General features: G+C 41.3%; 21 protein-coding genes. 7 read left to right on the top strand and 14 right to left on the bottom strand.

Features of this window, described 5'->3' with window-relative positions:
* Positions 1 to 36: 36 nt before the first annotated feature.
* Together J7E32_RS20275 and J7E32_RS20270 are read right to left on the bottom strand one after the other, a co-directional pair.
* Positions 37 to 324: a UPF0223 family protein gene (locus J7E32_RS20275; RefSeq protein ID WP_214911159.1), complete on the bottom strand. Its 288-nt coding sequence runs from the start codon at positions 322 to 324 to the stop codon at positions 37 to 39.
* Positions 325 to 432: 108 nt separating this feature from the next.
* The gene (locus J7E32_RS20270; protein WP_214911157.1) at positions 433 to 1,392 is read right to left on the bottom strand and encodes an NAD(P)H-dependent flavin oxidoreductase; all 960 of its coding nucleotides are present in this window, start codon (positions 1,390 to 1,392) and stop codon (positions 433 to 435) included.
* 222 nt (positions 1,393 to 1,614) lie between these two features.
* Here J7E32_RS20270 and J7E32_RS20265 point away from each other — a divergent pair, with 222 nt between their 5' ends.
* Positions 1,615 to 3,084 carry an aminotransferase class I/II-fold pyridoxal phosphate-dependent enzyme gene (locus J7E32_RS20265; protein ID WP_214911155.1) on the top strand — a complete coding sequence of 490 codons (1,470 nt, stop codon included), beginning with the start codon at positions 1,615 to 1,617 and terminating at the stop codon, positions 3,082 to 3,084.
* A gap of 92 nt (positions 3,085 to 3,176) precedes the next feature.
* On the opposite strand, the gene J7E32_RS20260 is transcribed toward J7E32_RS20265, so the two are convergent.
* Positions 3,177 to 3,299: a GapA-binding peptide SR1P gene (locus J7E32_RS20260; protein WP_079508283.1), complete on the bottom strand. Its 123-nt coding sequence runs from the start codon at positions 3,297 to 3,299 to the stop codon at positions 3,177 to 3,179.
* Between the two features lie 264 nt (positions 3,300 to 3,563).
* Positions 3,564 to 3,863, bottom strand: coding sequence for a DUF3055 domain-containing protein (locus tag J7E32_RS20255; protein ID WP_041966361.1), 300 nt, complete (start codon positions 3,861 to 3,863; stop codon positions 3,564 to 3,566).
* 159 nt (positions 3,864 to 4,022) lie between these two features.
* Between J7E32_RS20255 and J7E32_RS20250 the strand changes: the two genes are divergently transcribed.
* Positions 4,023 to 4,457: a DUF1885 family protein gene (locus J7E32_RS20250; RefSeq protein ID WP_214911153.1), complete on the top strand. Its 435-nt coding sequence runs from the start codon at positions 4,023 to 4,025 to the stop codon at positions 4,455 to 4,457.
* 74 nt (positions 4,458 to 4,531) lie between these two features.
* Here the strand turns inward: J7E32_RS20250 and J7E32_RS20245 are convergent, their stop codons facing one another.
* Positions 4,532 to 5,401 (bottom strand): polysaccharide deacetylase family protein, encoded by an 870-nt coding sequence (locus tag J7E32_RS20245; protein WP_286183630.1) that lies wholly within the window; start codon positions 5,399 to 5,401, stop codon positions 4,532 to 4,534.
* A 540-nt stretch (positions 5,402 to 5,941) separates the two neighbouring features.
* On the opposite strand from J7E32_RS20245, the gene J7E32_RS20240 reads away from it, so the two are divergent.
* Complete coding sequence (locus J7E32_RS20240) at positions 5,942 to 6,319, top strand: small peptidoglycan-associated lipoprotein (RefSeq protein WP_214911151.1); 378 nt, start codon at positions 5,942 to 5,944, stop codon at positions 6,317 to 6,319.
* Between the two features lie 129 nt (positions 6,320 to 6,448).
* Here the strand turns inward: J7E32_RS20240 and lpdA are convergent, their stop codons facing one another.
* From lpdA to J7E32_RS20215, 5 genes are all read right to left on the bottom strand, one after another.
* Positions 6,449 to 7,858 (bottom strand): dihydrolipoyl dehydrogenase, encoded by a 1,410-nt coding sequence (gene lpdA / locus J7E32_RS20235; RefSeq protein WP_214911149.1) that lies wholly within the window; start codon positions 7,856 to 7,858, stop codon positions 6,449 to 6,451.
* Between the two features lie 3 nt (positions 7,859 to 7,861).
* Positions 7,862 to 9,238 (bottom strand): dihydrolipoamide acetyltransferase family protein, encoded by a 1,377-nt coding sequence (locus tag J7E32_RS20230; RefSeq protein WP_214911147.1) that lies wholly within the window; start codon positions 9,236 to 9,238, stop codon positions 7,862 to 7,864.
* Positions 9,239 to 9,289: 51 nt separating this feature from the next.
* Complete coding sequence (locus J7E32_RS20225) at positions 9,290 to 10,267, bottom strand: alpha-ketoacid dehydrogenase subunit beta (RefSeq protein WP_041965621.1); 978 nt, start codon at positions 10,265 to 10,267, stop codon at positions 9,290 to 9,292.
* Positions 10,268 to 10,270: 3 nt separating this feature from the next.
* Entirely contained in the window at positions 10,271 to 11,386 is a 1,116-nt protein-coding gene (gene pdhA / locus J7E32_RS20220; RefSeq protein WP_214911145.1) for a pyruvate dehydrogenase (acetyl-transferring) E1 component subunit alpha, read from the bottom strand.
* 604 nt (positions 11,387 to 11,990) lie between these two features.
* Positions 11,991 to 12,665, bottom strand: a complete 675-nt coding sequence (locus J7E32_RS20215) for a YkyA family protein (protein WP_286183627.1) — start codon at positions 12,663 to 12,665, stop codon at positions 11,991 to 11,993.
* A 250-nt stretch (positions 12,666 to 12,915) separates the two neighbouring features.
* Here J7E32_RS20215 and J7E32_RS20210 point away from each other — a divergent pair, with 250 nt between their 5' ends.
* The gene (locus J7E32_RS20210) at positions 12,916 to 13,041 is read left to right on the top strand and encodes a YjcZ family sporulation protein (protein WP_167831891.1); all 126 of its coding nucleotides are present in this window, start codon (positions 12,916 to 12,918) and stop codon (positions 13,039 to 13,041) included.
* Positions 13,042 to 13,299: 258 nt separating this feature from the next.
* The gene (gene def / locus J7E32_RS20205; RefSeq protein ID WP_214911143.1) at positions 13,300 to 13,854 is read left to right on the top strand and encodes a peptide deformylase; all 555 of its coding nucleotides are present in this window, start codon (positions 13,300 to 13,302) and stop codon (positions 13,852 to 13,854) included.
* 716 nt (positions 13,855 to 14,570) lie between these two features.
* Here the strand turns inward: def and J7E32_RS20200 are convergent.
* The gene (locus tag J7E32_RS20200; protein ID WP_214911141.1) at positions 14,571 to 15,341 is read right to left on the bottom strand and encodes a Cof-type HAD-IIB family hydrolase; all 771 of its coding nucleotides are present in this window, start codon (positions 15,339 to 15,341) and stop codon (positions 14,571 to 14,573) included.
* A 696-nt stretch (positions 15,342 to 16,037) separates the two neighbouring features.
* Here J7E32_RS20200 and J7E32_RS20195 point away from each other — a divergent pair.
* Together J7E32_RS20195 and rnjA are read left to right on the top strand one after the other, a co-directional pair.
* A complete protein-coding gene (locus tag J7E32_RS20195; RefSeq protein ID WP_214911139.1) occupies positions 16,038 to 16,250 on the top strand; it encodes a DNA-dependent RNA polymerase subunit epsilon in 213 nt (70 codons plus the stop codon).
* 3 nt (positions 16,251 to 16,253) lie between these two features.
* The gene (gene rnjA / locus J7E32_RS20190) at positions 16,254 to 17,921 is read left to right on the top strand and encodes a ribonuclease J1 (RefSeq protein ID WP_214911138.1); all 1,668 of its coding nucleotides are present in this window, start codon (positions 16,254 to 16,256) and stop codon (positions 17,919 to 17,921) included.
* A 36-nt stretch (positions 17,922 to 17,957) separates the two neighbouring features.
* Here rnjA and J7E32_RS20185 read toward each other — a convergent pair whose 3' ends face one another.
* The 3 genes from J7E32_RS20185 to J7E32_RS20175 form a co-directional block, all read right to left on the bottom strand.
* Entirely contained in the window at positions 17,958 to 18,908 is a 951-nt protein-coding gene (locus J7E32_RS20185; protein WP_286183626.1) for a DUF4349 domain-containing protein, read from the bottom strand.
* A gap of 185 nt (positions 18,909 to 19,093) precedes the next feature.
* Entirely contained in the window at positions 19,094 to 20,911 is a 1,818-nt protein-coding gene (locus tag J7E32_RS20180) for an ABC transporter ATP-binding protein (RefSeq protein ID WP_214911136.1), read from the bottom strand.
* A gap of 75 nt (positions 20,912 to 20,986) precedes the next feature.
* Positions 20,987 to 22,735, bottom strand: a complete 1,749-nt coding sequence (locus J7E32_RS20175) for an ABC transporter ATP-binding protein (RefSeq protein WP_214911134.1) — start codon at positions 22,733 to 22,735, stop codon at positions 20,987 to 20,989.
* Positions 22,736 to 23,092 lie beyond the last annotated feature (357 nt).

The raw sequence follows: 23,092 nt of genomic DNA, 5'->3' as shown, positions 1-23,092 counted from the left end.
GCTATCCGGGGTATAGTTCAGGCTCTCCCTAATAACTTAGTTTTTTCTTTTTTGAACGACCATGATCTTTTCACCAGTTCCTGCCTCTTTTAACCCTTTTACTGCCTGGTATGGCACGTAGCCGCTTACTTCTTCAAATTCTTTGAAAAGTGTTTTCTCATGGGCTTTTCCTGGTACGATTTCTTTAAAACGTCTGTAAGCCTTAAGCAATGCATCCCGGTCGATTCCTTTTTCATATGCTTTTTCAATACATTCATAAAAGTGGATGACATCAACAATTTCATCTGTGGACCATGTGTAATCAATTGGATATTGGTATTCCATTATTTCACCTGCTTTTTGTGCAATGACAGGAGCATCTGCTCCAATGCATTCCTTGTATGTTAATCGATTTTACCTTTATTTAATTTAGAGCGCAAGGATATCGCAGGTTCAGCTTCCCCATTTGATTCTAATTTCTTCTGCTTCGTTGATCATTCTGGCAAATAGCTCAGCTACTGTAGGAGAATCCTTGATTAATCCCATCACCTGGCCTGCCCAGCCGAACCCGCTTTCATCATCGCCTTCATAGATATACTTGCGGTTTGCTGTTCCGCTGATCAGCTCTTTTAATTCTTCATAACCTCCGCCTTGTTTCTCAATTTCGAGGATTTTTTGCGTCAATGGGTTGGCAATCGCTCTTGCTGGCATCCCCAGGGATCTTTTTATTACAGTAGTATCATTTTCGGTACCTTCAACAAGCTTTTGCTTATACAGCTCATTCGCATGGACACATTCTTGAGTAGCAATAAAGCGGGTGCCCATTTCTATGCCCTGAGCCCCAAGACTTAATGCCGCCATTAGACCCCGGCCATCTCCAATCCCTCCTGAGGCGATTACAGGGATGTTAACTGCATCAACAACGGATGGAATAAGCACCATCGTTCCGATATCGCTCTTTCCCAGATGCCCGCCACCTTCCTGGCCGACAACCATGACTGCGTCTGCTCCCAACTCCTCTGCTTTCTGAGCCTGCCTTTTCGCAGCCACAAGAACAAGCTTTTTAACATTTGTTCCTTTTAACTGTTCAAAGATGGGTGCCGGGTTTCCCCCCGTCATTGAGATAACAGGAACATCTTCTTCTATAGCTACATCAAGAAAATGTGAAAATGGCCTGCCATGCTGCCCAATCGCAAAATTGACTCCAAACGGCTTGTCAGTCAGCTTTCTCACTTTATGAATTTCATTCCTTAAAGCATCAGGATCTGGAAGGGACATTGCTGTTATCTGACCTAATCCCCCAGCATTCGATACAGCTGCGGCCAATTCTGAATAAGCCAGATAAGCAAGACCTCCCTGGACAATTGGATATTGGATGCCTAATAGGTTCGTTACATCAGTATTCCAGTTCATACTCTCTCTCCCTCTCAGTCTTGGTACGATATAACTTCTATTTTCACAGCTGTTTTTCCTGTTTTTAAATTTATTGGTTCAGGACTTCCTTGATATTCTGAAATTCTTTGCAAACACCTTGATTAGTGCTATAATGCATGTGTTTTATTTTTTTAAAAGCAAAACCTATTCATAACCCTATAAATAAGGAAATCCAATAAAATAAAGAGGTGTGATCATCAATTGTCACAAAAAGAGACACCGTTGTTTACCAGCCTATTAAAACACGCAAAAAATAATCCGATTCAGTTCCATATTCCCGGTCATAAAAAAGGAAGCGGGATTGACCCGGAGTTCAGAGAATTCATTGGTGATAATGCACTTTCTATCGATTTGATTAATATCGGGCCTCTTGATGATCTGCATTCTCCTAAAGGCATCATCAAACAGGCTCAGGAGCTGGCCGCTGAAGCATTCGGTGCTGACCATACTTTCTTTTCAGTACAGGGAACAAGCGGCGCTATCATGACCATGATCATGACAGTCTGTGGACCTGGAGATAAGATCATCGTACCGAGAAACGTGCATAAATCGATTATGTCCGCTATCGTTTTTTCCGGTGCGATTCCAATCTTCATCCACCCTGAAATAGATAAGAAGCTCGGAATTTCACACGGAATTTCAACTGATTCAGTTGAAAAGGCGCTTGAACAACATCCTGATGCAAAAGGTCTGCTTGTGATCAACCCGACCTATTTCGGCTTTGCAGCTGACCTGAAAAAAATTGTTGAGATAGCCCATTCTTACGATGTCCCGGTTCTAGTGGATGAAGCTCATGGCGTCCATATTCACTTCCATGAAGACCTGCCGCTCTCAGCTATGCAAGCAGGTGCGGACATGGCAGCAACCAGCGTCCATAAGCTAGGCGGATCAATGACACAAAGCTCGATTCTGAATGTAAAAGAAGGGTTGGTATCGTCAAAGCGCGTTCAATCCATCATCAGCATGCTGACGACTACCTCTACTTCTTACCTCTTGCTCGCATCCCTGGATACGGCGAGAAGAAGGCTTGCCATTGAAGGAAGAGAAATCATTGACACCACGATTAAATTAGCACAGTGGATCCGGGAACAGGTTAATGGCATTGAGCACCTTTACTGTCCGGGAGAAGACTTGCTTGGTACGAACGCTACTTACGACTTTGATCCAACCAAAGTACTCATCAGCATAAAAGATCTAAATATTACAGGGTATGAGGTCGAAAAATGGCTTCGGGAAAAGTACAATATTGAAGTTGAACTTTCAGACTTGTACAATATTCTTTGCATCATTACCCCTGGAGACACTCAAAAAGAAGCTGATATTCTGGTCCAGGCATTACGTGAACTTTCAAAAGAATTCCACTATCTTGCTGAAAAAGTGCATGCAGAAGTAATGCTTCCTGACATTCCATTATTAGCGTTGACACCTCGCGATGCGTTCTACGCAGATACCGAAGTGGTGCCTGTAGAGGAATCGGAAGGACGGATCATTGCCGAATTCGTTATGGTATATCCACCTGGAATTCCAATTTTCATCCCGGGAGAAATCATCACCGAAGAAAACCTTAAATATATCAAGACCAATATGGAAGCCGGACTTCCAGTACAAGGCCCAGAAGATGATGAACTTAAATCATTCAGGGTAATCAAGGAACACAAAGCGATCAGATAATAAATGAGGAAGCACCTTGTTCAGCTCCGTTAAACGAAGGAGCTAAACTAAAAAAAGAAGGGCATGCAGCATGCATGCCCTTTTGTCTATTCTTATCTTTCCTCTGCACCTTCATGGTCGCAGCAGTTGCATTTTTTTGAATATAACACCGTTACTTTCTCATCTTCGAAATGGTCAATTGTAGAATTGCAAGTTTGACAAACGATTGTGCCCATCTTTTCAAACTCCTTTTCATTTTGAATTTTGAAAGCGCTTTATCAGCCTCTAAATATATAATAATATAACACTATTAAGAATTCAAGCCTAAATTGTATAACACTTTTATTTTTTATTATGTGCATTTTGTTATATGTACCCTAAATATATGTGATACTAATAATTAGTATGACATTTTTTAGCCAAAATAAAGGCTTGATTATTTTATCCTCAATCCATGACAAACTAAAAACAGGCCTACTTGGCCTGCTCTTCTCCCCTGCTTATTCATATTGAGTCTGGAACGGGGCTGTCGGCAATTCTTCATTGAAAAATAATGCAAGGTCCTCAGCCTGCCGGACTTCTGTAATATGGAATGCTTTCTGTAAGTATTCTACGTCTTCAATGTCCTTAGGGTCGAGGAGTGCTGAACGCCCCGTCTGCATGCAAACTACAAGAGGTTTCCCGAAAAACATATTGGTATACACAATCCCAAAGTCATAACGAGTATCATAAGTAGTGAACCCCACAAACCTGACGTGAACCTTTTCGTGCTCATCATAAAGCTTATCGAATAGTTCCATATGCCTCCTCCTTTTTAATTAAATATTTAGAATATTATTATAATTTATTTTTGACAAAAAGGCAAGTGCCTAGGAAGCTAAAAAGCTGCAATTCTATTGTCAACGGTTTTTCAGGAGTGATAAAATGATGGAGAATAGATAGGAAAAGGGGATTGGACGATGTCTAGTAATGCGTATATAAAACTTGTTCCATCATCATCTCAGCAAGCCATTTCCACCGAAGAACTGAAGGATTTATTTAATTACTATAAGGAAATAACCGCTAAAACAGGCGACCAGGTTGATTGGAATTATGAACATTCCGCATTCCCTTATGATTTGAAGGAAAAAGAGGATGGGAAAGGCACATGGTTCTATCTGCAATCTTCCCAGGACCGTTATAATGCAATCTTGATTGGTGTTGATAAAGAAAACGTTGTCGACGAAAACGGGACAGAACGTGAGCAATCATACATACAAATTACCTTGCCGCCGACAGCAACTGCTGGGGATAAGGGAAAAGCAAATGAATTCAGTAAATTTATTGGTAAAAAATTACAGGGAGAGCTCCATTTATTCAACGGAAGAGTCATGTACTTCTATCCACGGAAATAAATCGGATTAAAACCCAAAAGGGGTTCGGAATGAGATCATTCCGAACCCCTTTTGGAGACAAACTGAAAATGCTGCTATTGAGCAGCATTTTCTTTGTTTGCTGGTGTTTCAATCTGAGTTGGATCAACGACCTTATACCCTTTATTTTGCAGGCCTTTTACGATATCACCAAGGGCCTCGCTTGTCCACTTCCGGTCATGCATCAGCAAATTTGCGCCATTCAGGAGCAATGGTGTATTAACCATAATATCCGCAAGAGCTTCCTTTGATTGATAATCCTTTTCCCAGTCATATCCGTAGGTCCAATTCATAAGCAGCATTTTTTCATCAGCAGCTACCTGCTTGCTATAATCCGTATTCATTCCAAACGGAGCCCTGAAAAATTGCGGCCTTTCGCCAATGAGTTCCTCGACCCTGTCATTAAGGTCTACAATTTCCTTCCTTTGTTGTTCCTCTGGTAAATCTCTCAACGATTTATGGTTATATGTATGGTTCCCAATCGGAAAGCCCATTTGATGAATCTGTTTCAGGACTTCCCCTTCTTCAGGAGTGTCAAGGAAATGGCCATTTACAAAAAAGATGGCTTTTACATTCAAATCCTTTAACGTTTTAGCCATCTCGAGGGCATTTTTGTCTGGCGCATCGTCAATTGTCAATAAAACTATTTGTTCATCAGGGTTAGCGATATTTTGAATAGAAAAATTGCTCTTCATTTCATACTGAGGTGCAGCTTGTATTACTTCTTCGGTCTGTGAAACGTCTTCAGAAGTGCCTTCAGCTGCTACTGTACCTTCTGTTTCTGTCTTTTCCACTGCGGCTTTTTCTTCTTTTTGGACTTGTTCTTCTTTTTCGGTTGTACCGGCTGACTTCTGCGCTTCTTCTGCGGCTCCGCATCCAGCCAAAATAATCGAAGCTGAAATTGCTAATAAAAATGTTCTTTTCAAGACTTTCCCCTCCTGCTAGTAACTCATTGCTGCCAGAGCTGATGGATTAGCTGTTTTTCACTGTTCGGTATTATCAGGGATCTAGATAGAAGAAATAAAAGACATTGTCATATGAAACGATACATAAATGGCAAGGCTCAAGACCGTTATGAAAAAGGTTTTTCTTGCCGATTTCACTATATTATTGCCTATTATTATTGCTAAATAGAAAAACACCAAGAACATAATACCATTATAAATCGGATGATCGTGTTTGGATAGCCATTCTATTAAGGTATAGCCACTCCAGATCATTAATTGAAGCAGCATTGCTGTATACACCTTCAAAACCTCCACCACCATGTCTAAATATCTTTTTCCCAAGCCACTTTAAGATAAACATCCAGATCTTTTTACTAGTATATGTCCGGTTGGTGTGGATATTTTTCATTTATGTAACAATTCAATAACATTCCATTCTTTTGGAAATTGCTGTGATAGAATATGGACAACCAGTTACCCGTGTGAAACAATAATCCGAAAAAAGTGAGGCAAAGATAAATGAAAAGTTTGTCTTTTGTTTTTGTCGCTACGTTCCTATTTCTTACGGCTTCATGCAACCCAGTCAACGATTCAGATCAATTGGAGCTAAATAAAGATATAAAACAAATCGTTTTCTTTTCCGATGATGAGAACTATAAACAAGAAGCATCCTATTATGATGCTATTATTGAATTAAAGAAAGAATATCCTGCCGAATTCGATAAGATTGTTGTCATTTCCGCAGCAAACGCCAATAGATACTATGATCTATTCAAGGTAAAAAAGTTCCCGGCAATTCTGGTCGTCCATCAGGATCAAGTACTTGCCAATGTGAATGGCAATGTAACTAAGGATCAGATTATCGAACCTCTATCAGCTGTCCTGAATAATGAATAATGCTCTTGTTTCGAGTTTATTGCCAGTTAATTAAAGTCCCCTAAGCCCTTCAAAATGCTGCTGATAGTAAGTGCGAAAACAGCAAAAAAAAAATCCTTTCCATCGTATCTGGAAAGGATTTTTTTATGTTTATTTTACGATATGAATCGGATTCCCAAGTGCTACTTCTGCAGCTTCCATGGTAATCTCACCTAGAGTCGGGTGAGCATGGATTGTCATTGCGAGGTCTTCAGCAGTCATACCTGCTTCAATAGCTAGACCAAGCTCTGCGATCATGTCAGAAGCATTCGGACCAGCGATTTGAGCACCGATGACAATGTCATCTTCTTTACGAGTGATCAGCTTCAAGAAGCCGTCTGTCTGATTAAGGGAAAGCGCACGGCCATTTGCAGCAAATGGGAATTTAGATGCCGTAATATTGATGCCTGCATCTTTCGCTTCCTTTTCAGAATAACCTACTGATGCTAATTCTGGATCAGAGAATACAACTGCCGGGATTGCCAGGTAGTCGATCTCTGAAGGATGTCCAGCGATTGCTTCAGCAGCAATTTTACCCTCATAAGATGCTTTGTGTGCAAGTGGCGGTCCTTCGACAATGTCACCAATCGCATAGATGTTGCTTACACTTGTGCGGCACTGTTTGTCGATTTTGATAACACCACGGTCAGACATCTCGATGCCAACTTGCTCAAGTCCTAGTTCGTCAGTGTTAGGCTTTCTTCCTACCATGACAAACACGTAGTCTGCTTCGATCTTCTTCTCTTCTCCGTTTGCTTCATACGCAACTGTTACGCCAGTCTCAGTTTCCTCAACACCCTTTGCAAGTGCCTTAGTGATGATTTCTGCACCCTTCTTTTTCAGGTTGCGTTTTACTAGAGCTGACATTTGCTTTTCGAATCCATTAAGGATTTCGTCTGCGCCTTCAAGAATCGTCACCTTAGTGCCAAAGCTTGCGTATGCTCCGCCTAGCTCAGTTCCAATGTAGCCACCGCCAATAACGACGATGCTCTCTGGAAGCTCCTGAAGATTAAGTGCTCCAGTTGAATCCAGGACACGCTTAGAGTATTTGAAAGCTGGAATCTCGATTGGACGAGATCCTGTAGCGATGATCGCATTTTTGAAAGTATATGTCTGGGCTGAATTTTCATCCATTACACGGATTGTATTCGAATCGACGAAATATGCTTCACCACTTACGATATCGATTTTGTTGCCCTTCAATAGACCTTCGACTCCGCCAGTTAGTTTTTTGACTACTCCAGCTTTAAATTCCTGAACTTTAGAGAAATCAAGCGTTACGTTTTCCGCTTTGATTCCCATGTCTTCAGAATGCTTAGCGTTTTCGAATCTGTGGCCTGCAGAAATTAAAGCTTTCGAAGGAATACATCCTACGTTCAGGCACACGCCGCCAAGTGTTGCTTTTTCTACGATTGTTACTTTTTGGCCCAGCTGGGCAGCGCGAATCGCTGCCACATATCCGCCGGGGCCGGCACCAATGACAAGAGTATCAGTTTCGATTGGAAAATCTCCTACTACCATTTATTACCCCTCCATTAACAATAGTTCTGGATCGTTCAATAGGCGCTTAATGTGATTCAAAGCGTGCTGTGCAGTAGCGCCGTCAATCATACGGTGATCGAAGCTTAGGGAAAGCGCTAGTACAGGAGCAGCCACAATCTCTCCATCCTTGACCACTGGCTTTTCTGCAATACGGCCGATTCCAAGGATCGCAACTTCTGGATGGTTGATAACTGGTGTGAACCATTGTCCGCCAGCAGATCCGATGTTAGTGATTGTGCAAGAAGCACCTTTCATTTCATCTGGAGCAAGCTTGCCGTCACGAGCTTTTCCAGCAAGTTCATTGATCTCATTAGAGATAGTGAATACAGATTTGCGGTCAGCGTCCTTCACGACTGGAACAAGCAATCCTTTATCAGTGTCTGCTGCAATACCGATATTGTAATAGTGCTTGTGAACGATTTCGCTTGTCGCATCATCTAATGATGTGTTTAAAGCTGGATATTCACGCAATGCACTTGTTAATGCTTTTACCACATAAGGAAGGAATGTAAGCTTGATTCCTTTTTCTGCAGCCACTTCTTTGAACTGTTTGCGATGCGCGACAAGCTTTGCTACATCAACTTCGTCCATTAATGTAACGTGTGGAGCTGTATGCTTGGAATTAACCATTGCCTTAGCAATCGCTTTTCTGATTCCGCTCATCTTTTCGCGTGTCTCAGGGTATTGTCCTTCTGGGATAGCCTGAGCCGCTGCAGCTTTTGGTGCTTCCTCAGCTTGTGCTGCCTGTGCTTGATCTGCTTGCGGTGCAGGTGCAGCTGCTGCAGCAGCGCCTCCGTTTAGGAAGCTGTCGATATCATCCTTCACGATGCGGCCATTCTTTCCTGAGCCAGCAACCTGACGAATATCAACACCTTTTTCACGTGCATATTTACGGACTGATGGCATAGCGACGATGCGGCGGTTAGGGTCAACCTCTGCTTGTGGTGCAGCTGCTGCGCCAGCACCAGTTTGACCTGCAGGAGCAAATGTATCTGCCGCTTCTTTTTCAATTTTTTGTCCAGCTTCTAATGTAGACTGAACCTGAGCTTCCGTCTTTTCCTGTTTTGGCTGTTCAGCAGGTGCATCTTCGTCTTCACCTTTAAACTTAAGGTGCTCATAGCCTGGAGCATCGAACGTTACAAGAACCTGTCCTACTGTTGCTACTGTTCCTTCTTCTACTAATACTTCTTCGACTGTACCAGCGACAGGTGAAGGAATTTCTACAACTGCTTTGTCATTCTGTACTTCGCAAAGTACATCGTCTTCCTGAACTTTATCGCCTGGTTTTACGAACCATTTGACGATTTCACCTTCGTGAATACCTTCACCGATGTCTGGCAGCTTAAATTGGAATGCCAATGGAATTCACCCTCCTAAGTTTTTTCAAACCTTTATAATTTCAGTGTTTAATTAGAATGTAAGTACTTTTTTAGCCGTTGCAATTACATCTTTGTAGTTAGGCAGCCAAACAGATTCTGCTTGAGAGAATGCGAAAACTGTATCTGGAGCTGTTACACGCAGCACAGGTGCCTCAAGGCTAAGGATTGCACGATCATTGATTTCTGCAACAATCTGTCCAGCCATACCAGCCTGTTTTTGTGCTTCCTGAACGACAATCGCTCTTCCGGTTTTTTCAACAGAAGCGATGATTGTCTCAATATCGAAAGGCATTACTGTTCTTAAGTCGATTACTTCTACAGAGTAACCTTCTTTTTCAAGCTCTTCAGCTGCCTTTAGTGATTCATGAACCATTGCACCATAAGTGATAATTGAAAGGTCTTTTCCTTCACGCTTAACATCTGCTTTTCCTAGTGGAATTGTGTATTCTTCTTCAGGAACTTCCTGACGGAAAGAACGGTACAGCTTCATGTGCTCAAGGAAAATGACTGGGTCGTTATCACGGATAGATGAAATCAACAATCCTTTTGCATCATATGGAGTTGATGGGATCACGACTTTTAGGCCAGGCTGCTGTGCAACCATTCCTTCAAGGCTGTCAGCGTGCATCTCTGGAGTATGTACGCCACCGCCAAATGGTGAACGGATTGTTACCGGCGAGCTGTAGCGGCCGCCTGAGCGGTAACGCATACGCGCCATTTGCCCTGCAATAGAATCCATAACTTCGAAAACAAAGCCGAAGAACTGGATTTCAGGAACAGGACGGTAACCTTGAAGCGCAAGTCCGATCGCCAAACCGCCAATTCCGGATTCTGCTAGTGGTGTATCAAATACACGATCTTCTCCAAATTCATTTTGAAGGCCTTCAGTCGCACGGAATACACCGCCGTTAACGCCTACGTCTTCCCCGAATACAAGTACGTTTGGATCGTTCTTCATCTCTACGCGAAGAGCGTCTGTAATTGCTTGAATCATTGTCATTTGAGCCATGGCTTACTTCGACTCCTTCTCTTTATATATTTCATATTGTTCTTTTAAGTAGTCTGGCATTTCTTCATACATGATTTCCATAAGGTCAGTTACTTTCTGCTTAGGAGTATCATCCGCTTCTTTAATAGCGTTTTTGATTTCTTCTTTTGCTTGTTCGATTGTTTCGTTTTCCATATCTTCAGTCCATAGGTTTTTCTTTTCCAGGAACTTACGGAAACGTACTAATGGATCTTTCTTTTCCCATTCATTGTCCAGATCAGATGTACGGTATCGAGTTGGATCATCACCAGCCATTGTATGTGGACCGTAACGGTAAGTCATTGTTTCGATCAATGTAGGACCTTCTCCGTTTACAGCGCGCTTACGTGCTTCAAGAGTAACCGCGTAAACTGCAAGCGGGTCCATTCCGTCAACCTGGATACCAGGGATACCAGCAGCAACAGCTTTTTGAGCAATTGTCTGTGCAGCAGTCTGCTTTTCAACTGGAGTAGAAATCGCGAAACGGTTGTTTTGAACGAAGAAGATTGCTGGCGCTTTGTACGCACCTGCAAAGTTGATTCCTTCGTAGAAATCACCTTGAGATGAACCGCCATCACCTGTGTAAGTTACGGCAACTGCTTTTGATCCACGTTTCTTCATTCCAAGAGCAACACCAGCTGCCTGGATGTATTGTGCACCAATGATGATTTGTGGTGAAATGACATTTACACCTTCAGGTATTTGATTACCCTTGAAGTGGCCGCGTGAGAATAAGAACGCTTGTGTTAGCGGAAGTCCATGCCAGATCATTTGAGGAACATCGCGATATCCTGGAAGAATAAAGTCTTCTTTCTCAAGTGCAAATTGTGAAGCAAGCTGGGAAGCTTCCTGTCCTGCTGTAGGAGCATAGAATCCTAGGCGTCCCTGGCGGTTCAATGAAATTGAACGCTGGTCCAGAATCCTTGTATAAACCATACGCTTCATTAATTCTTGTAATTGCTCGTCTGAAAGCTCAGGCATTGCCGCTTCATTTACGACTTCGCCCTCTTCATTCAAAATCTGGAACATTTCAAATTGGCTTTCAACATTTTCGAGCTGCTTCACTGCATCAAAATTGTTATTTTTTGTTTTAGATGCCATCAGAGCCACCTCTTCCTTTCATACTTCATGAATTTTAATTGAATATACAAAAATAGGTTACCCAATATCAGGATAAACTTCCCCGGGTTTCTAAATACATGTCAGAGCAGAATTGTTTTCTAGGCTGACCAATAATGAATCAAGCAGTTTTTTCATCAACTTTTGCTTGGAACACCACTTGAACACACCATTCTATAGTTTTCCACAGATTTACTGTAAAAAAACTTTTATTTCACCATTCCTATGCAAAAAATGCTGTATTAGTGAAAAATGAAATTGAATTAATACAATCCGCTCATTCGTTTTTTAGTTTACAACACGAAAATAAGTCCGTCAAATACTATGTTTCATCTTTTTTAATTTTATTCACCATCGGTATGTTATTATCTCAAAAAACTAACTGTATTACTGTTAATCAGTTACTGTACTATAATAAATTACTTCTGATTCAAACTGTATTAGTCATGTGGTGTTGGGGGTAAATGGCTTATAATCTCAGTTGCAGCCATTCCATACGCAGGTCCCGTCCTTAATCTGCAATGCACCTCCTCATCAAGTACAAAACAAAAAGCCGCTAATAAAAAGCGGCTTTACATTTCCCTTATTACTTTTCCTTATCCGTGCTAACTTCTATTCCAGCTTTTTTGTAAAAATCCATTTTTTCTTGGTTATACTGGTCAGTCTTTTCATTGAACTCTTGATTGTTATTCAAGACAATTTCATATACTTCATTCACTTTATTGATTTGTTCTTCGAGTTTCTCAAAGCTTAATTCTTTATCCTTAAGCATTTCATAAAGCTCTTTGTCATATTGAAGTCCTTGTTTGTAGTTTTCATATAACTTATCATGAATTTCATATCTTTCTTTCATAGTCGACTGCAGTTCAGTTGCCTGTTTTTTCAGGTTTGAATCATCTATTTCGTCGATGATTTGGTCTACATTGCCAAACTCTTTTTCAGATTCATCTATACTTTCTTTTTCTTTATCAATATGTTCTGCACGTTTGTCAGCTATAGCCAATGCCTCGTCTGCCAGCTTAACAATCTTGTCATATTCTTTCATTCCCAGTGAAATGATTTGCTCGTAAATTTCCTTTTCCTTCTTCTCCAACTCTACAAGCGGATCCTGCTGATCCTCAAACCCTTTTTCAATCGAGACGACCTTCTCAAGCGCTTCAAACATTTTTTCCTCTGGTGATTGCTTGTCCAAACACCCAGCTAGACTTAAAACTCCAGCCATCATTATAATAGCTAAACTTATTTTTTTGATTATGGACAAAATAATAACCTCCTCATTGATACCAATTTTACTATAGCGATTGCGACGTGATTTGACAATAGATATGAAATTTTGCGGGAATAATTGTTCATCCTGGAAGTGGTAACTGCTTGTCCTTACCCTTAAATATATTCACTCCTCAGTGTGTTTATGCTCTGGGCTTAAGCCTACACTTTATATTTTCTTGTGCATAGGCTATAGCAATCGACCGATTTACGGGCGAGAAAAATACAATTGAGGAGGTTTCCTAATGTACGGTTACGGATATGGATGTGGTTATCCCGTGGCAGGAGCAGGATATGGCAATGGATTCGCTTTGATTGTCGTGTTGTTCATCCTGCTGATCATTGTTGGCTGCGCCTGCTGGAAGTTTTAATTAGAAAAGCGTAAACGGCTTGGTCAGCCCGACAAGCGCTTCCGCCTAAATCGCCAGTCCTGTGGCTGGCGGGTAAGGCTTCTGAGGGCCTAGCAATGAAGCAGGCACTGGAGATAAGTACTAATCTTAGTGCTCAATGCTTTTCTTATGCAGTTAGATAAGAGGGAGGGCAAGTCCCTCTCTCTTTTAACATTTCTAGTTAACTTTTTACTGTTCATTTGTTAGACTAAACATTATTACATACTAGAGGTGAAGTAAATGTTGACGATGAATGATATCGTCCGTGATGGACATCCCGTGCTCCGAAAAGTCGCGGAAGAGGTTCCTATGCCTCCTTCACAGGAAGATAAGGCAATGCTTGAAAGCCTGATTGAATATGTTAAAAACAGCCAGGACCCTGAAGTTGCCCAAAAACATGGTCTCCGTCCCGGAATCGGTCTTGCCGCACCACAAATAAATGTATCGAAAAGAATGATTGCTGTTCACGTAACAGATGAAAAAGAGAATGTATTAAGCCATGCCCTCTTCAACCCAAAAATCATCAGCCATTCGGTGGAACGCTCCTACCTTTCAGCCGGTGAAGGCTGCCTGTCAGTTGATGAGTCGATTCCTGGATATGTGCCTAGATATGCAAGAATAACCGTAAAAGGGACAGACCTTGAAGGAAACGAAATCAAACTTCGCCTGAAAGGCCTGCCAGCGATTGTATTCCAGCATGAAATCGATCATTTAAATGGCATCATGTTTTACGACCACATTAATAAACTAGATCCATACGCCGAAGTTCCTGATGCAAAGCCAGTGGAAAGATAAAAGCCGAATCCTGAGTGATTCGGCTTTTTTATGGCTTGAATTATTTCTATTAAATAAAGGCCAAAGCCTTTTAGGAGTCTAGTTGTGACAATTTCCAGATTCACCATGTAAATCTGTCTGAATTACGGTCTTATTTTGACAGCTTTTTGCTTGGTGGGTCCAAACCTGTCAGAATAACGGCCTTTTCTTGACAACTTTTCTCTTGGTGGGTTCAAACCTATCAGAATTACGGCTTTTTCTTGACAGCTTTTCGCTTGGTTGGTCCAAACCTGTCAGAATAAATGCTTTTTCTTGACAGCTTTTTGCTTGGTGAGTCCAAACCTGTCAGAATAAATGCTTTTTCTTGACAGCTTTTTGCTTGGTGGGCTCGAACCTGTCAGAATAACAGCCTTTTCTTGACAGCTTTTCGCTTGATGGGCTGGAACCTGTCAGAATTACGGCCTTTTCTTGACAGCTTTTCGCTTGGTGGGTCCAAACCTGTCAGAATTACGGCCTTTTCTTGACAGCTTTTCGCTTGGTGGGCTCAAACCTGTCAGAATAACAGCCTTTTCTTGACAGCTTTTCGCTTGGTGGGCTCAAACCTGTCAGAATAACAGCCTTTTCTTGACAGCTTTTCCGTTTTCCCTTTTCATCTTGTCATAATAACTAAAGCACACCAATACATCATCAGACACCTGACATCGAACCTGTTTCACTTACTCTCGAATTTCTCTGGTCTAAATCAACTTCAGTTCTTTCAATCCATGCCAGATACCGTCGTCATCTACATCTCGGGTTACTTTATTCGCCAGTCCCTTCAATTCTGGAACGGCATTCCCCATGGCTACCCCAGTGCCAACTGCCTTTAGCATTTCAAGGTCATTGAGTCCGTCACCAAAAGCGTATACATCTTCCGGCTTAAAGCCTAATCGCTCCACCATTTTCTTTATACCTTCCGCCTTCGATCCTCCAGCAGGGAGAATATCCACTGAAAATGGATGCCACCTGATAAATGTAAATTCCGGATAAGTTTCCCGGTAATACTCTTCCTGCCCTTCTTCACAGAACAAGAGTGTTTGATAGAGCTCTCGGTCTACATAAAACCGGTCATCATGTTCTGGATGGGCGAACTTTAGGCCTCCAAGGCTTGTTTCAATGTAGTTGTGGTGCTTTACTGAGGACTTCATCGTCTTGTGGTTCATAAATACGACTGGATGTCCCTTCCCAGAAGCCTCTTGGTATATTTCTTCAATCTTTTTACTGTTCAAAGGATTTTGGTAGATTGCCTCTCCTTCAAATACAACATATTGTCCGTTAAAACTAACAAATGAATCGATCTCCAGCTCTTTTCTAAGACTTTCGAACATGAATGGAGCTCGTCCAGTAGCAATAGCCACGAAAACTCCATTTTCCTTCAATGTTTCAATCGCCTCTTTAGCTGAGGCCGGCAAATTTTTATCATGGTCCAGCAATGTACCATCAATATCAAAAAATACAATTTTACTCATGATCTTCTCCTTTGATGCTTTTCTTGAAAGTATTTTCTTATTTTTTCCCAATGGCCCTTTTCATAATATTTTTTGAAAACAAAAAGAAACCAACATTTTGATTTATATACAGTAATCACGGTAGTCTATCAAATTCACTGGTGCGTGTACAGAAATAAGAAATGATAAACTGTGTCAAAACAATGACAATTTATGACATCCCATCAATAACCATGAAAAATTTTGCTATTTCATCATATAATATAAACAAAAAGATAGGAATTTGAAAAATAATCTTTGCTAAACTTTTCCTTGTTTACTTTACTTTGGACAAGGATAGTTTAAAATAAGAACTAAGGAGATGATCCACTATGTTAAAGAAGCTAAGAAAGAAGCTTTTAAAACAGTGGAAAGATTTGCTTCGAAAAAAAACAATCGCTTAACTTTTTGAGCCCTTCAAACTTGCGAAGGGCTCCTTCCTTATTGTAAATTGGTTAATAGCGGAAAACATGGCAGGATGGATCATAACAATGGTAACATTGTTAATTTTTATATATGGCTGATTTCGAATAGTGTTTTGACAGAATTATGCTTTACCTGCTTATTTGAGTTCGTCTACCTTTAGATTTTCAGACTCGGTATCGCATAAACCTGCGAAACATTCAACGAAAATTGCCTATAAAATAGAAAATGTAAATTTAAGGAGAGAGATTTTTAATGATTTTTAAAGTATACTTCCAGGAATCAAACAAGCAAGTACCAGTTCGCGAGAAAACGCAAACCATTTATGTAAAAGGTGACTCTGAAAGAGATGTACGGACAAAAGTTGCTGACCGTCAATATAATATTGAATATGTCGAGGCAGTTGAGGGTAACTATTTCGAGTATGAGAAGCAAAAAGAAGACTTTGAAGTATTGGAGATCGAATAATTTATGAAATTCGTTAAAAATGACCAAACAGCCGTTTTCGCGCTCGGTGGATTAGGCGAAATCGGTAAGAATACGTACGGTGTGCAGTTCCAGGATGAAATCGTCCTGATTGATGCTGGCATAAAATTCCCAGAGGACGAATTGCTGGGCATCGATTATGTAATTCCTGACTATTCCTACTTAGTTAAAAATGAAGACAAAATCAAGGGCCTTTTTATTACCCATGGCCATGAAGACCATATCGGCGGCATTCCTTATCTTTTGCGTGAGATCAATGTACCAATCTATGGCGGAAAGCTTGCACTTGGCCTGATCAGAAACAAACTTGAAGAACATGGTCTGTTGCGAAAAGCAAAGCTGATTGAAATCAAAGAAGACGATGTCATCAAGTTCCGTAAGACATCAGTCACTTTCTTCAGGACTACACACAGTATCCCTGATTCATATGGCATTGTCGTGAAAACTCCTCCTGGCCAAGTCGTCCACACTGGCGATTTTAAGTTTGATTTTACACCTGTAGGCGAACCAGCGAATTTGACTAAGATGGCTGAAATCGGCAAGGAAGGTGTCCTTTGCCTGCTTTCGGACAGCACGAACGCCGAGGTTCCTCATTTCACAATGTCTGAGCGCCGTGTTGGCGAAAGTATTCATGATATTTTCCGAAAAGTGGATGGGCGGATCATCTTCGCTACTTTCGCTTCCAATATCCATCGATTGCAGCAGGTTGTAGAAGCAGCAGTTGCTAATGGCAGGAAAGTTGCCGTTTTCGGGCGCAGCATGGAATCTGCTATTAATATCGGACAAGAACTAGGCTATATCACTGCGCCAAAGGATACATTCATTGAGGCGCAGCAAATCAACAGGCTCCCTGCTAACCAGGTTACAATCCTTTGTACTGGAAGCCAGGGCGAGCCAATGGCTGCTTTATCAAGGATTGCGAATGGTACACACCGCCAAATCCAAATTCAGCCTGGAGATACTGTTGTATTCTCGTCTTCACCAATTCCAGGTAACACCATCAGTGTTAACAGGACCATCAACATGCTTTCCCGCGCAGGTGCTGATGTTATACACGGCTCTTTGAATGACATTCATACTTCAGGTCATGGTGGCCAGGAAGAACAGAAATTGATGCTTCGCCTGATCAAACCAAAATACTTCATGCCAATCCATGGTGAGTACCGCATGCAGAAGATGCATTCGAAACTCGCTACTGATTGTGGAGTTCCAGAAGAGAACTGCTTCATTATGGATAACGGTGAAGTACTTGCTCTTGGCGATAATGAAGTCAGCGTCGCAGGCAAAATTCCTTCCGGCAATGTTTACATTGATGGAAGCGGGGTTGGCGATATCGGAAACATCGTTCTTCGCGACCGCCGAATCCTTTCCGAGGAAGGCCTTGTCGTTGTTGTGGTAAGCATCAATATGAAGGAATTCAAAATTGCAGCAGGTCCAGACCTGATTTCACGTGGATTTGTCTACATGAGAGAGTCCGGTGACTTGATCAATGATGCCCAGAGCCTAATCAATAAGCATTTGAATAAAGTGATGGAAAGAAAAACGACTCAGTGGTCAGAAATTAAAAATGAAATCACTGATACTCTTGCACCTTTCCTTTATGAAAAAACAAAACGTCGTCCAATGATCCTGCCGATCATCATGGAAGTTTAAGCAAAAACCGTTGCGAATGTCGCAACGGTTTTTTTGTTAGCTATTTGAATCAATATTGCTGTTTTGTTTTGTACCTGCCTTCCTTCGAATAAAGAATATGATAACGGCAACAATTACTCCTACTATTAAAAGGATTGGTAGGTTTCCAATCAGGAATACAACGATTCCAGAACCTGCTGCCAGCAAGATGTTAATATTATCAGCAAACTGCTTTTTTATTTTCTGCCAGGTGTTCAGGCTGTCATTATCTATTTTTGGAACTGCCACTTCGTTTTCTTGCAGAGTGATAGTTACAGTCGAAAGTGCAGTCTGGTTTTCGAGGAACTTCTTTCTGCCCGCTATTTGTTCAATCTGTTCCTGGACATCTGCTAAGTCGGATGAAATCTTTAAAAGATCCTCAGTTTTTTGCGCTTGCTTCATGAAGTCAAGCAGCCTTGCTTCAACGGCCTTCTTTGATTTCAGCCGAGATTCCAGGTCAACGTACTCCTCTGTAACGTCCTGCCCGCTTACGTGGCGATTATTCACTTGTACTGAAAGTCCCTCAGCATCGTTCAGGAACGCATTAAAATGCTCCTGGGGAATCCTGAACGTCATCGTACCGCTTTGCTGTTCGCCATCATAACGATTTGAATTGGACTGTACAATATATCCATTATACGATTGCGCTTTCTGTTCCAGAGCATTGCGCGCTTTTTCGAAGTTGTCCACTCTTATATCCATTTCCGCATTAAAGATGACCATCCGCTGAGCAGCCACTTCATCTGTCCCTTGACTGGCTTGGCCCTCTGCTTTCGATTTCTCTCCAGCATCTGCAACTTGTTTTTCATCTTCCGAAAAACCAATATCCTGACTCACATTTTCCATGTCAGATGCAGAATTCATATCACCTTCAGAACTCATCTTACTATTCTCTTCTGACATCCCCCCACTGCATCCGGCAAGTAGCAAAACAAACACAAGACCCATAAAAGACATCTTCTTTAACAATGAAAAGCCCCCTTGAAACACTTCTATTTATGAATATGACGGTAACTCTGTTAAAAAGTTACAATTCACCTAAGAAATTGGACCCGTCCCATCTCGGGCACATGTTCTCCTATCTGTTCATAACGACAAAGAATGCTTCCAATTTTAATCAAAAAAAAAGCCTTCACAATGAAGGCTTTCTACATTTACACTGCATCTAGCATATTGAATTGTGCTTTGACAAGGTCATGATATTCTCCTTCAAGCTCCATAAGTTGAGCATGATTGCCTCGCTCGATGATCATACCATTTTCCAGTACGAAGATATTATCCGCTTCCCTGATTGTCGACAGTCTGTGAGCAATGATGATTGCCGTTCTGCCTTTCAGCAGGGTTTTCAATGCCTTTTGAATTTTCATTTCCGTTTCTGTGTCGATGCTTGCCGTCGCTTCATCCATGATCAAGATTCTTGGATTCGCTAGCAATGCCCTGGCGAATGAAAGGAGCTGTCTTTCACCAACCGAAAGGATATTACCCCTCTCTTCCACTTCCGTTTTATATCCATTCGGCAGCTTCTGGATGAACTCGGACGCCCCTACCGCTTCCGCTGCAGCTCTTACTTCTTCCTCTGTTGCATCCGGCCTGCCGAACAGAATATTATCGTAAATCGTCCCAGAAAAAATAAACGTATCCTGTAACACACTACTGATATGCTTCCTGAGACTGCCAATTGAAACTTCCTTTAGGTCATGACCATCAATCAATACCCTTCCAGAGGTTGCATCATAAAACCGGCTGATCAAATTGGCAATTGTCGTCTTCCCGGACCCCGTATGGCCTACGAGAGCAACGGTCTGTCCCGCCTTCATTTCGAGGCTGATCCCCTTAAGCGCTGTTCGCTTATCATCGTATGAAAAGACCACTTTTTCAAATTTAATTTCACCGCGCATATCTTCAAGTTCAACCGGATAATCTGCCTCAGAAACAATTGGCTTTTCATCAAGAAATTCAAATATACGTTCCGATGAAGCCATCCCCATCAATAACTGGTTATATACCTGGCCCAATCTTGAGATTGGTTCCCAAAACATACCGAGATAGAAGGCAAATGAGACGAATACACCAATTGTAATTGTTCCATTTTGGATTAAACTCGCTCCATACCAAATCAGGACAGCTGTTCCAAGCGCGTTGGTCAGTTCAACCATCGGACGGAACATCGCATTTTTCTGTGAAGCAGATTTCCAGCTTTGGAAGGTCTCATCGTTGACTCCGTCAAAAAACGCCATGTTTTCCTTTTCCTGAGTAAAAGATTGTGTAACCCTGATTCCCTGGATACTTTCATTCAGGTGGGAGTTTAACTTTGATTGTTTCATGCGGACATCCTGCCAGGAACGTCTGATATTTTTTCTCAACTTTGTTGAAATCAAGAACATGATCGGTAAAATAACCATGATTGCCAGTGTAAGCTGCGGACTTAACGAGAACAGAATAAAGAAAATACCTACCAGCAGTACGATGTCCATCAATAAGTTGATGACACCGTTAGTGAACAACTCCTGGAGAGAATTGATATCATTCATGATCCGCACAAGAATGGATCCAGCTGAACGCTGGTCAAAAAAGCGATGGGAGAGATTTTGCACATGTGTGAATAAGTGTTTGCGCAAATCATATATCACATTTTGGCCCAATTGGTTCATCCAGCGGATCCTGAAAATATTCGCTATATAGGAAGCCAAATATAGCCCTGCGATTAGAGCGACCAGCCACAACAGCATAGTTGCATCCTTGTTTTTAACAGCTCTGTCAAGCGTGTAAATTCCGATCAAAATTGGAATAACCAGCCTTACCGCTGTCGTGATTAATACCATAGCAATGGAAAGCGGGACGAGATTCTTCTTGTATGGCAGCATATAACCGAAAAGCCTTGACATCTGCTTCCAGTTAAAAGGCTTATCTATAACCTGGTCAGTAGAATAATGAAACCTTTTCAAAACTTGAGAGTTTCTTTTCTTACTCAAAACCTTCCCCCCTGTACTTTGTAAATAAGCGATGAACAAAATGACGGACAGATATCAATCTTTTTGAGTTTTATCTCAGCCAGTTTGCGATACCTTTTCACGATCTTTGAATTGAATATCATAAATCTTTTGATATGTTCCGCCATTCTTAATCAGTTGTTCATGTGTCCCTCGCTCAGCAATTGATCCATTTTCAAGCACAAGGATTTCGTCTGCATGCTTAAGGGAAGAAATACGGTGTGCGATGATAAACGTCGTCCGCCCCTTCATGACTTCCAGTAATGCTTGTTGAATCTTGAACTCTGTTTCCATATCTACTGCACTTGTGGCATCATCAAGTATTAAAATACTTGGATTGACACAAATCGCCCTTGCAATCGCGATTCTTTGCTTTTGGCCACCTGAGAGCCCCATACCTCGTTCTCCCAAAATCGTATCGTATCCATCCGGAAGCTCCATAATGAAACTATGTGCCTGGGCACGTTTTGCTGCAGCAATGATTTCCTCCATTGTAGCGTCAGGATTGCCATAAGAAATATTGGCTTTGATCGAAGATGAAAACAGAAAAGATTCCTGAAGGACAATCCCTATATTGCTGCGAAGTGAACGGAGAGAATAATCCTTGATATCCAGGCCATCAACGAGAACCTGGCCAGCGACTGGCTCGTAAAACCTTGTCATCAGCTGGGTAATGCTTGTTTTTCCTGAACCTGTCGAACCAATCAGTCCAATTGTCTGACCCGGACGTGCTTTAAACGTTATATTGTATAAAGCTTCGTTTTCGTCATCTCCATACCTGAGTGTTACATCATTGAATTCTACATCACCAGAAAGCTTTTCTACTTTCAATGCCCCACGCTTCTCTTCAATCTCCTCATCAGCCTCAAGTATTTCTAACAATCTTTCACCCGAAGCTTTTGATTGGGAAAATAGATTCACCACGAAACCGAGGTTCATGATTGGCCACATGATGTACCAAACGAGGCTGTAAAATGCCACCAGCTCTCCTGGGAGCAAAGAATCATTCATAACAAGGAATCCGCCATATCCTAAAAGCAGGACAACACTCAAATTTCCCAGGAACTCCATTAACGGAAAATACTTAGCCCAAATTTCCGAAGTGAATAAGTATTGATCTTTATAATTTCCATTCGAAGCATTGAATCTGCCAATCTCATAGTCTTCGCGAGAAAGTGATTTTACCGTGTTAATTCCGCTAATATTCTCCTGGACTTTTGTATTCAGTTTCCCAAACGATTTTCTGATGCCCCTGAACGCCGGATGGACTGCTCTGTCAAACTTATATACAACTACTGCAAGGAAAGGCAGTGTGGCAAGTGTCACAAAAGTCAATGAAATAGAATAATAGAACATAACAGAAAAACTTATTCCGATTAAGAGAACAAAACGAATCAACTCAGAGAAGCCAAAGCTTAGGAAAAAGCGGAAGCCTTCCACATCCGCGGTAAGCCTTGACATCAAATCCCCTGTCTTCGCATTGTCGTAATACCGGAACGAAAGGAACTGGAGCTTTTCATAAAGAGAATTTCTCAGCTTATAGACAGAGTGAATCCCGAACAGGTCCCCTGTATATTGATAAATGTAAGTACAGATTCCTTTCACGACCATCGATCCGACAAACCCGGCAGCCAGGAGCGGAATCAGGTCATACCGTCCTCCAATGACAGCTTCATCAATTGTAAGCTGCAGAATCATCGGATAAACTACGGTAATCGCTGTTACAATCAACATAAATAATATTGACCATATAAAATAATTTCTAAAAGGCCAATAATATTCTTTTAATTTTTTGAATGTCTCCATTCATTTCCCCCCTTTGGAAAATTAGAGATTCTTTTTTGGCTAGAATGCTTTTGTTTATTTTCCGAATAGCGGCTTGTAATAGTCAATACTTTACAAAAACCTTAACAAAAGCTAACAAAAAGAAAATGCACGTATACATTAATATATCGAGTTTCGAAATATATTTCCAGTACTTTGTTAGAATTTTTTTATTTTTTTGTATATGTGAATTATCTGATATTAATGACTAAACAGGAGTTCCAATGGTTCTGGATGCAAGAATCAATGGTGAGCAAGAAAAAAGTCCGTTAGAATTACTCTAACGGACAAAAAGGTGATTTTTATTATGAAATGTGTCCGTTAGAGGGGCTCTATCGG

The organism is Bacillus sp. ISL-55 (assembly GCF_018613155.1).
Lineage (GTDB): Bacteria > Bacillota > Bacilli > Bacillales > Cytobacillaceae > Mesobacillus.
The sequence above is the reverse complement of the archived record's forward strand: the minus strand, read 5'-3'. Positions and strand labels throughout refer to the sequence as shown.

Coding starts and splice junctions, on each gene's coding strand:
- J7E32_RS20200 (WP_214911141.1), bottom strand. CDS start 15,341: ATGAGTAAAATTGTATTTTTTGATATTGATGGTACATTGCTGGACCAT.
- J7E32_RS20210 (WP_167831891.1), top strand. CDS start 12,916: ATGTACGGTTACGGATATGGATGTGGTTATCCCGTGGCAGGAGCAGGA.
- J7E32_RS20275 (WP_214911159.1), bottom strand. CDS start 324: ATGGAATACCAATATCCAATTGATTACACATGGTCCACAGATGAAATT.
- pdhA (WP_214911145.1), bottom strand. CDS start 11,386: ATGGCATCTAAAACAAAAAATAACAATTTTGATGCAGTGAAGCAGCTC.
- J7E32_RS20250 (WP_214911153.1), top strand. CDS start 4,023: ATGTCTAGTAATGCGTATATAAAACTTGTTCCATCATCATCTCAGCAA.
- J7E32_RS20240 (WP_214911151.1), top strand. CDS start 5,942: ATGAAAAGTTTGTCTTTTGTTTTTGTCGCTACGTTCCTATTTCTTACG.
- J7E32_RS20175 (WP_214911134.1), bottom strand. CDS start 22,735: ATGGAGACATTCAAAAAATTAAAAGAATATTATTGGCCTTTTAGAAAT.
- def (WP_214911143.1), top strand. CDS start 13,300: ATGTTGACGATGAATGATATCGTCCGTGATGGACATCCCGTGCTCCGA.
- lpdA (WP_214911149.1), bottom strand. CDS start 7,858: ATGGTAGTAGGAGATTTTCCAATCGAAACTGATACTCTTGTCATTGGT.
- rnjA (WP_214911138.1), top strand. CDS start 16,254: ATGAAATTCGTTAAAAATGACCAAACAGCCGTTTTCGCGCTCGGTGGA.
- J7E32_RS20270 (WP_214911157.1), bottom strand. CDS start 1,392: ATGAACTGGAATACTGATGTAACGAACCTATTAGGCATCCAATATCCA.
- J7E32_RS20260 (WP_079508283.1), bottom strand. CDS start 3,299: ATGGGCACAATCGTTTGTCAAACTTGCAATTCTACAATTGACCATTTC.
- J7E32_RS20255 (WP_041966361.1), bottom strand. CDS start 3,863: ATGGAACTATTCGATAAGCTTTATGATGAGCACGAAAAGGTTCACGTC.
- J7E32_RS20225 (WP_041965621.1), bottom strand. CDS start 10,267: ATGGCTCAAATGACAATGATTCAAGCAATTACAGACGCTCTTCGCGTA.
- J7E32_RS20195 (WP_214911139.1), top strand. CDS start 16,038: ATGATTTTTAAAGTATACTTCCAGGAATCAAACAAGCAAGTACCAGTT.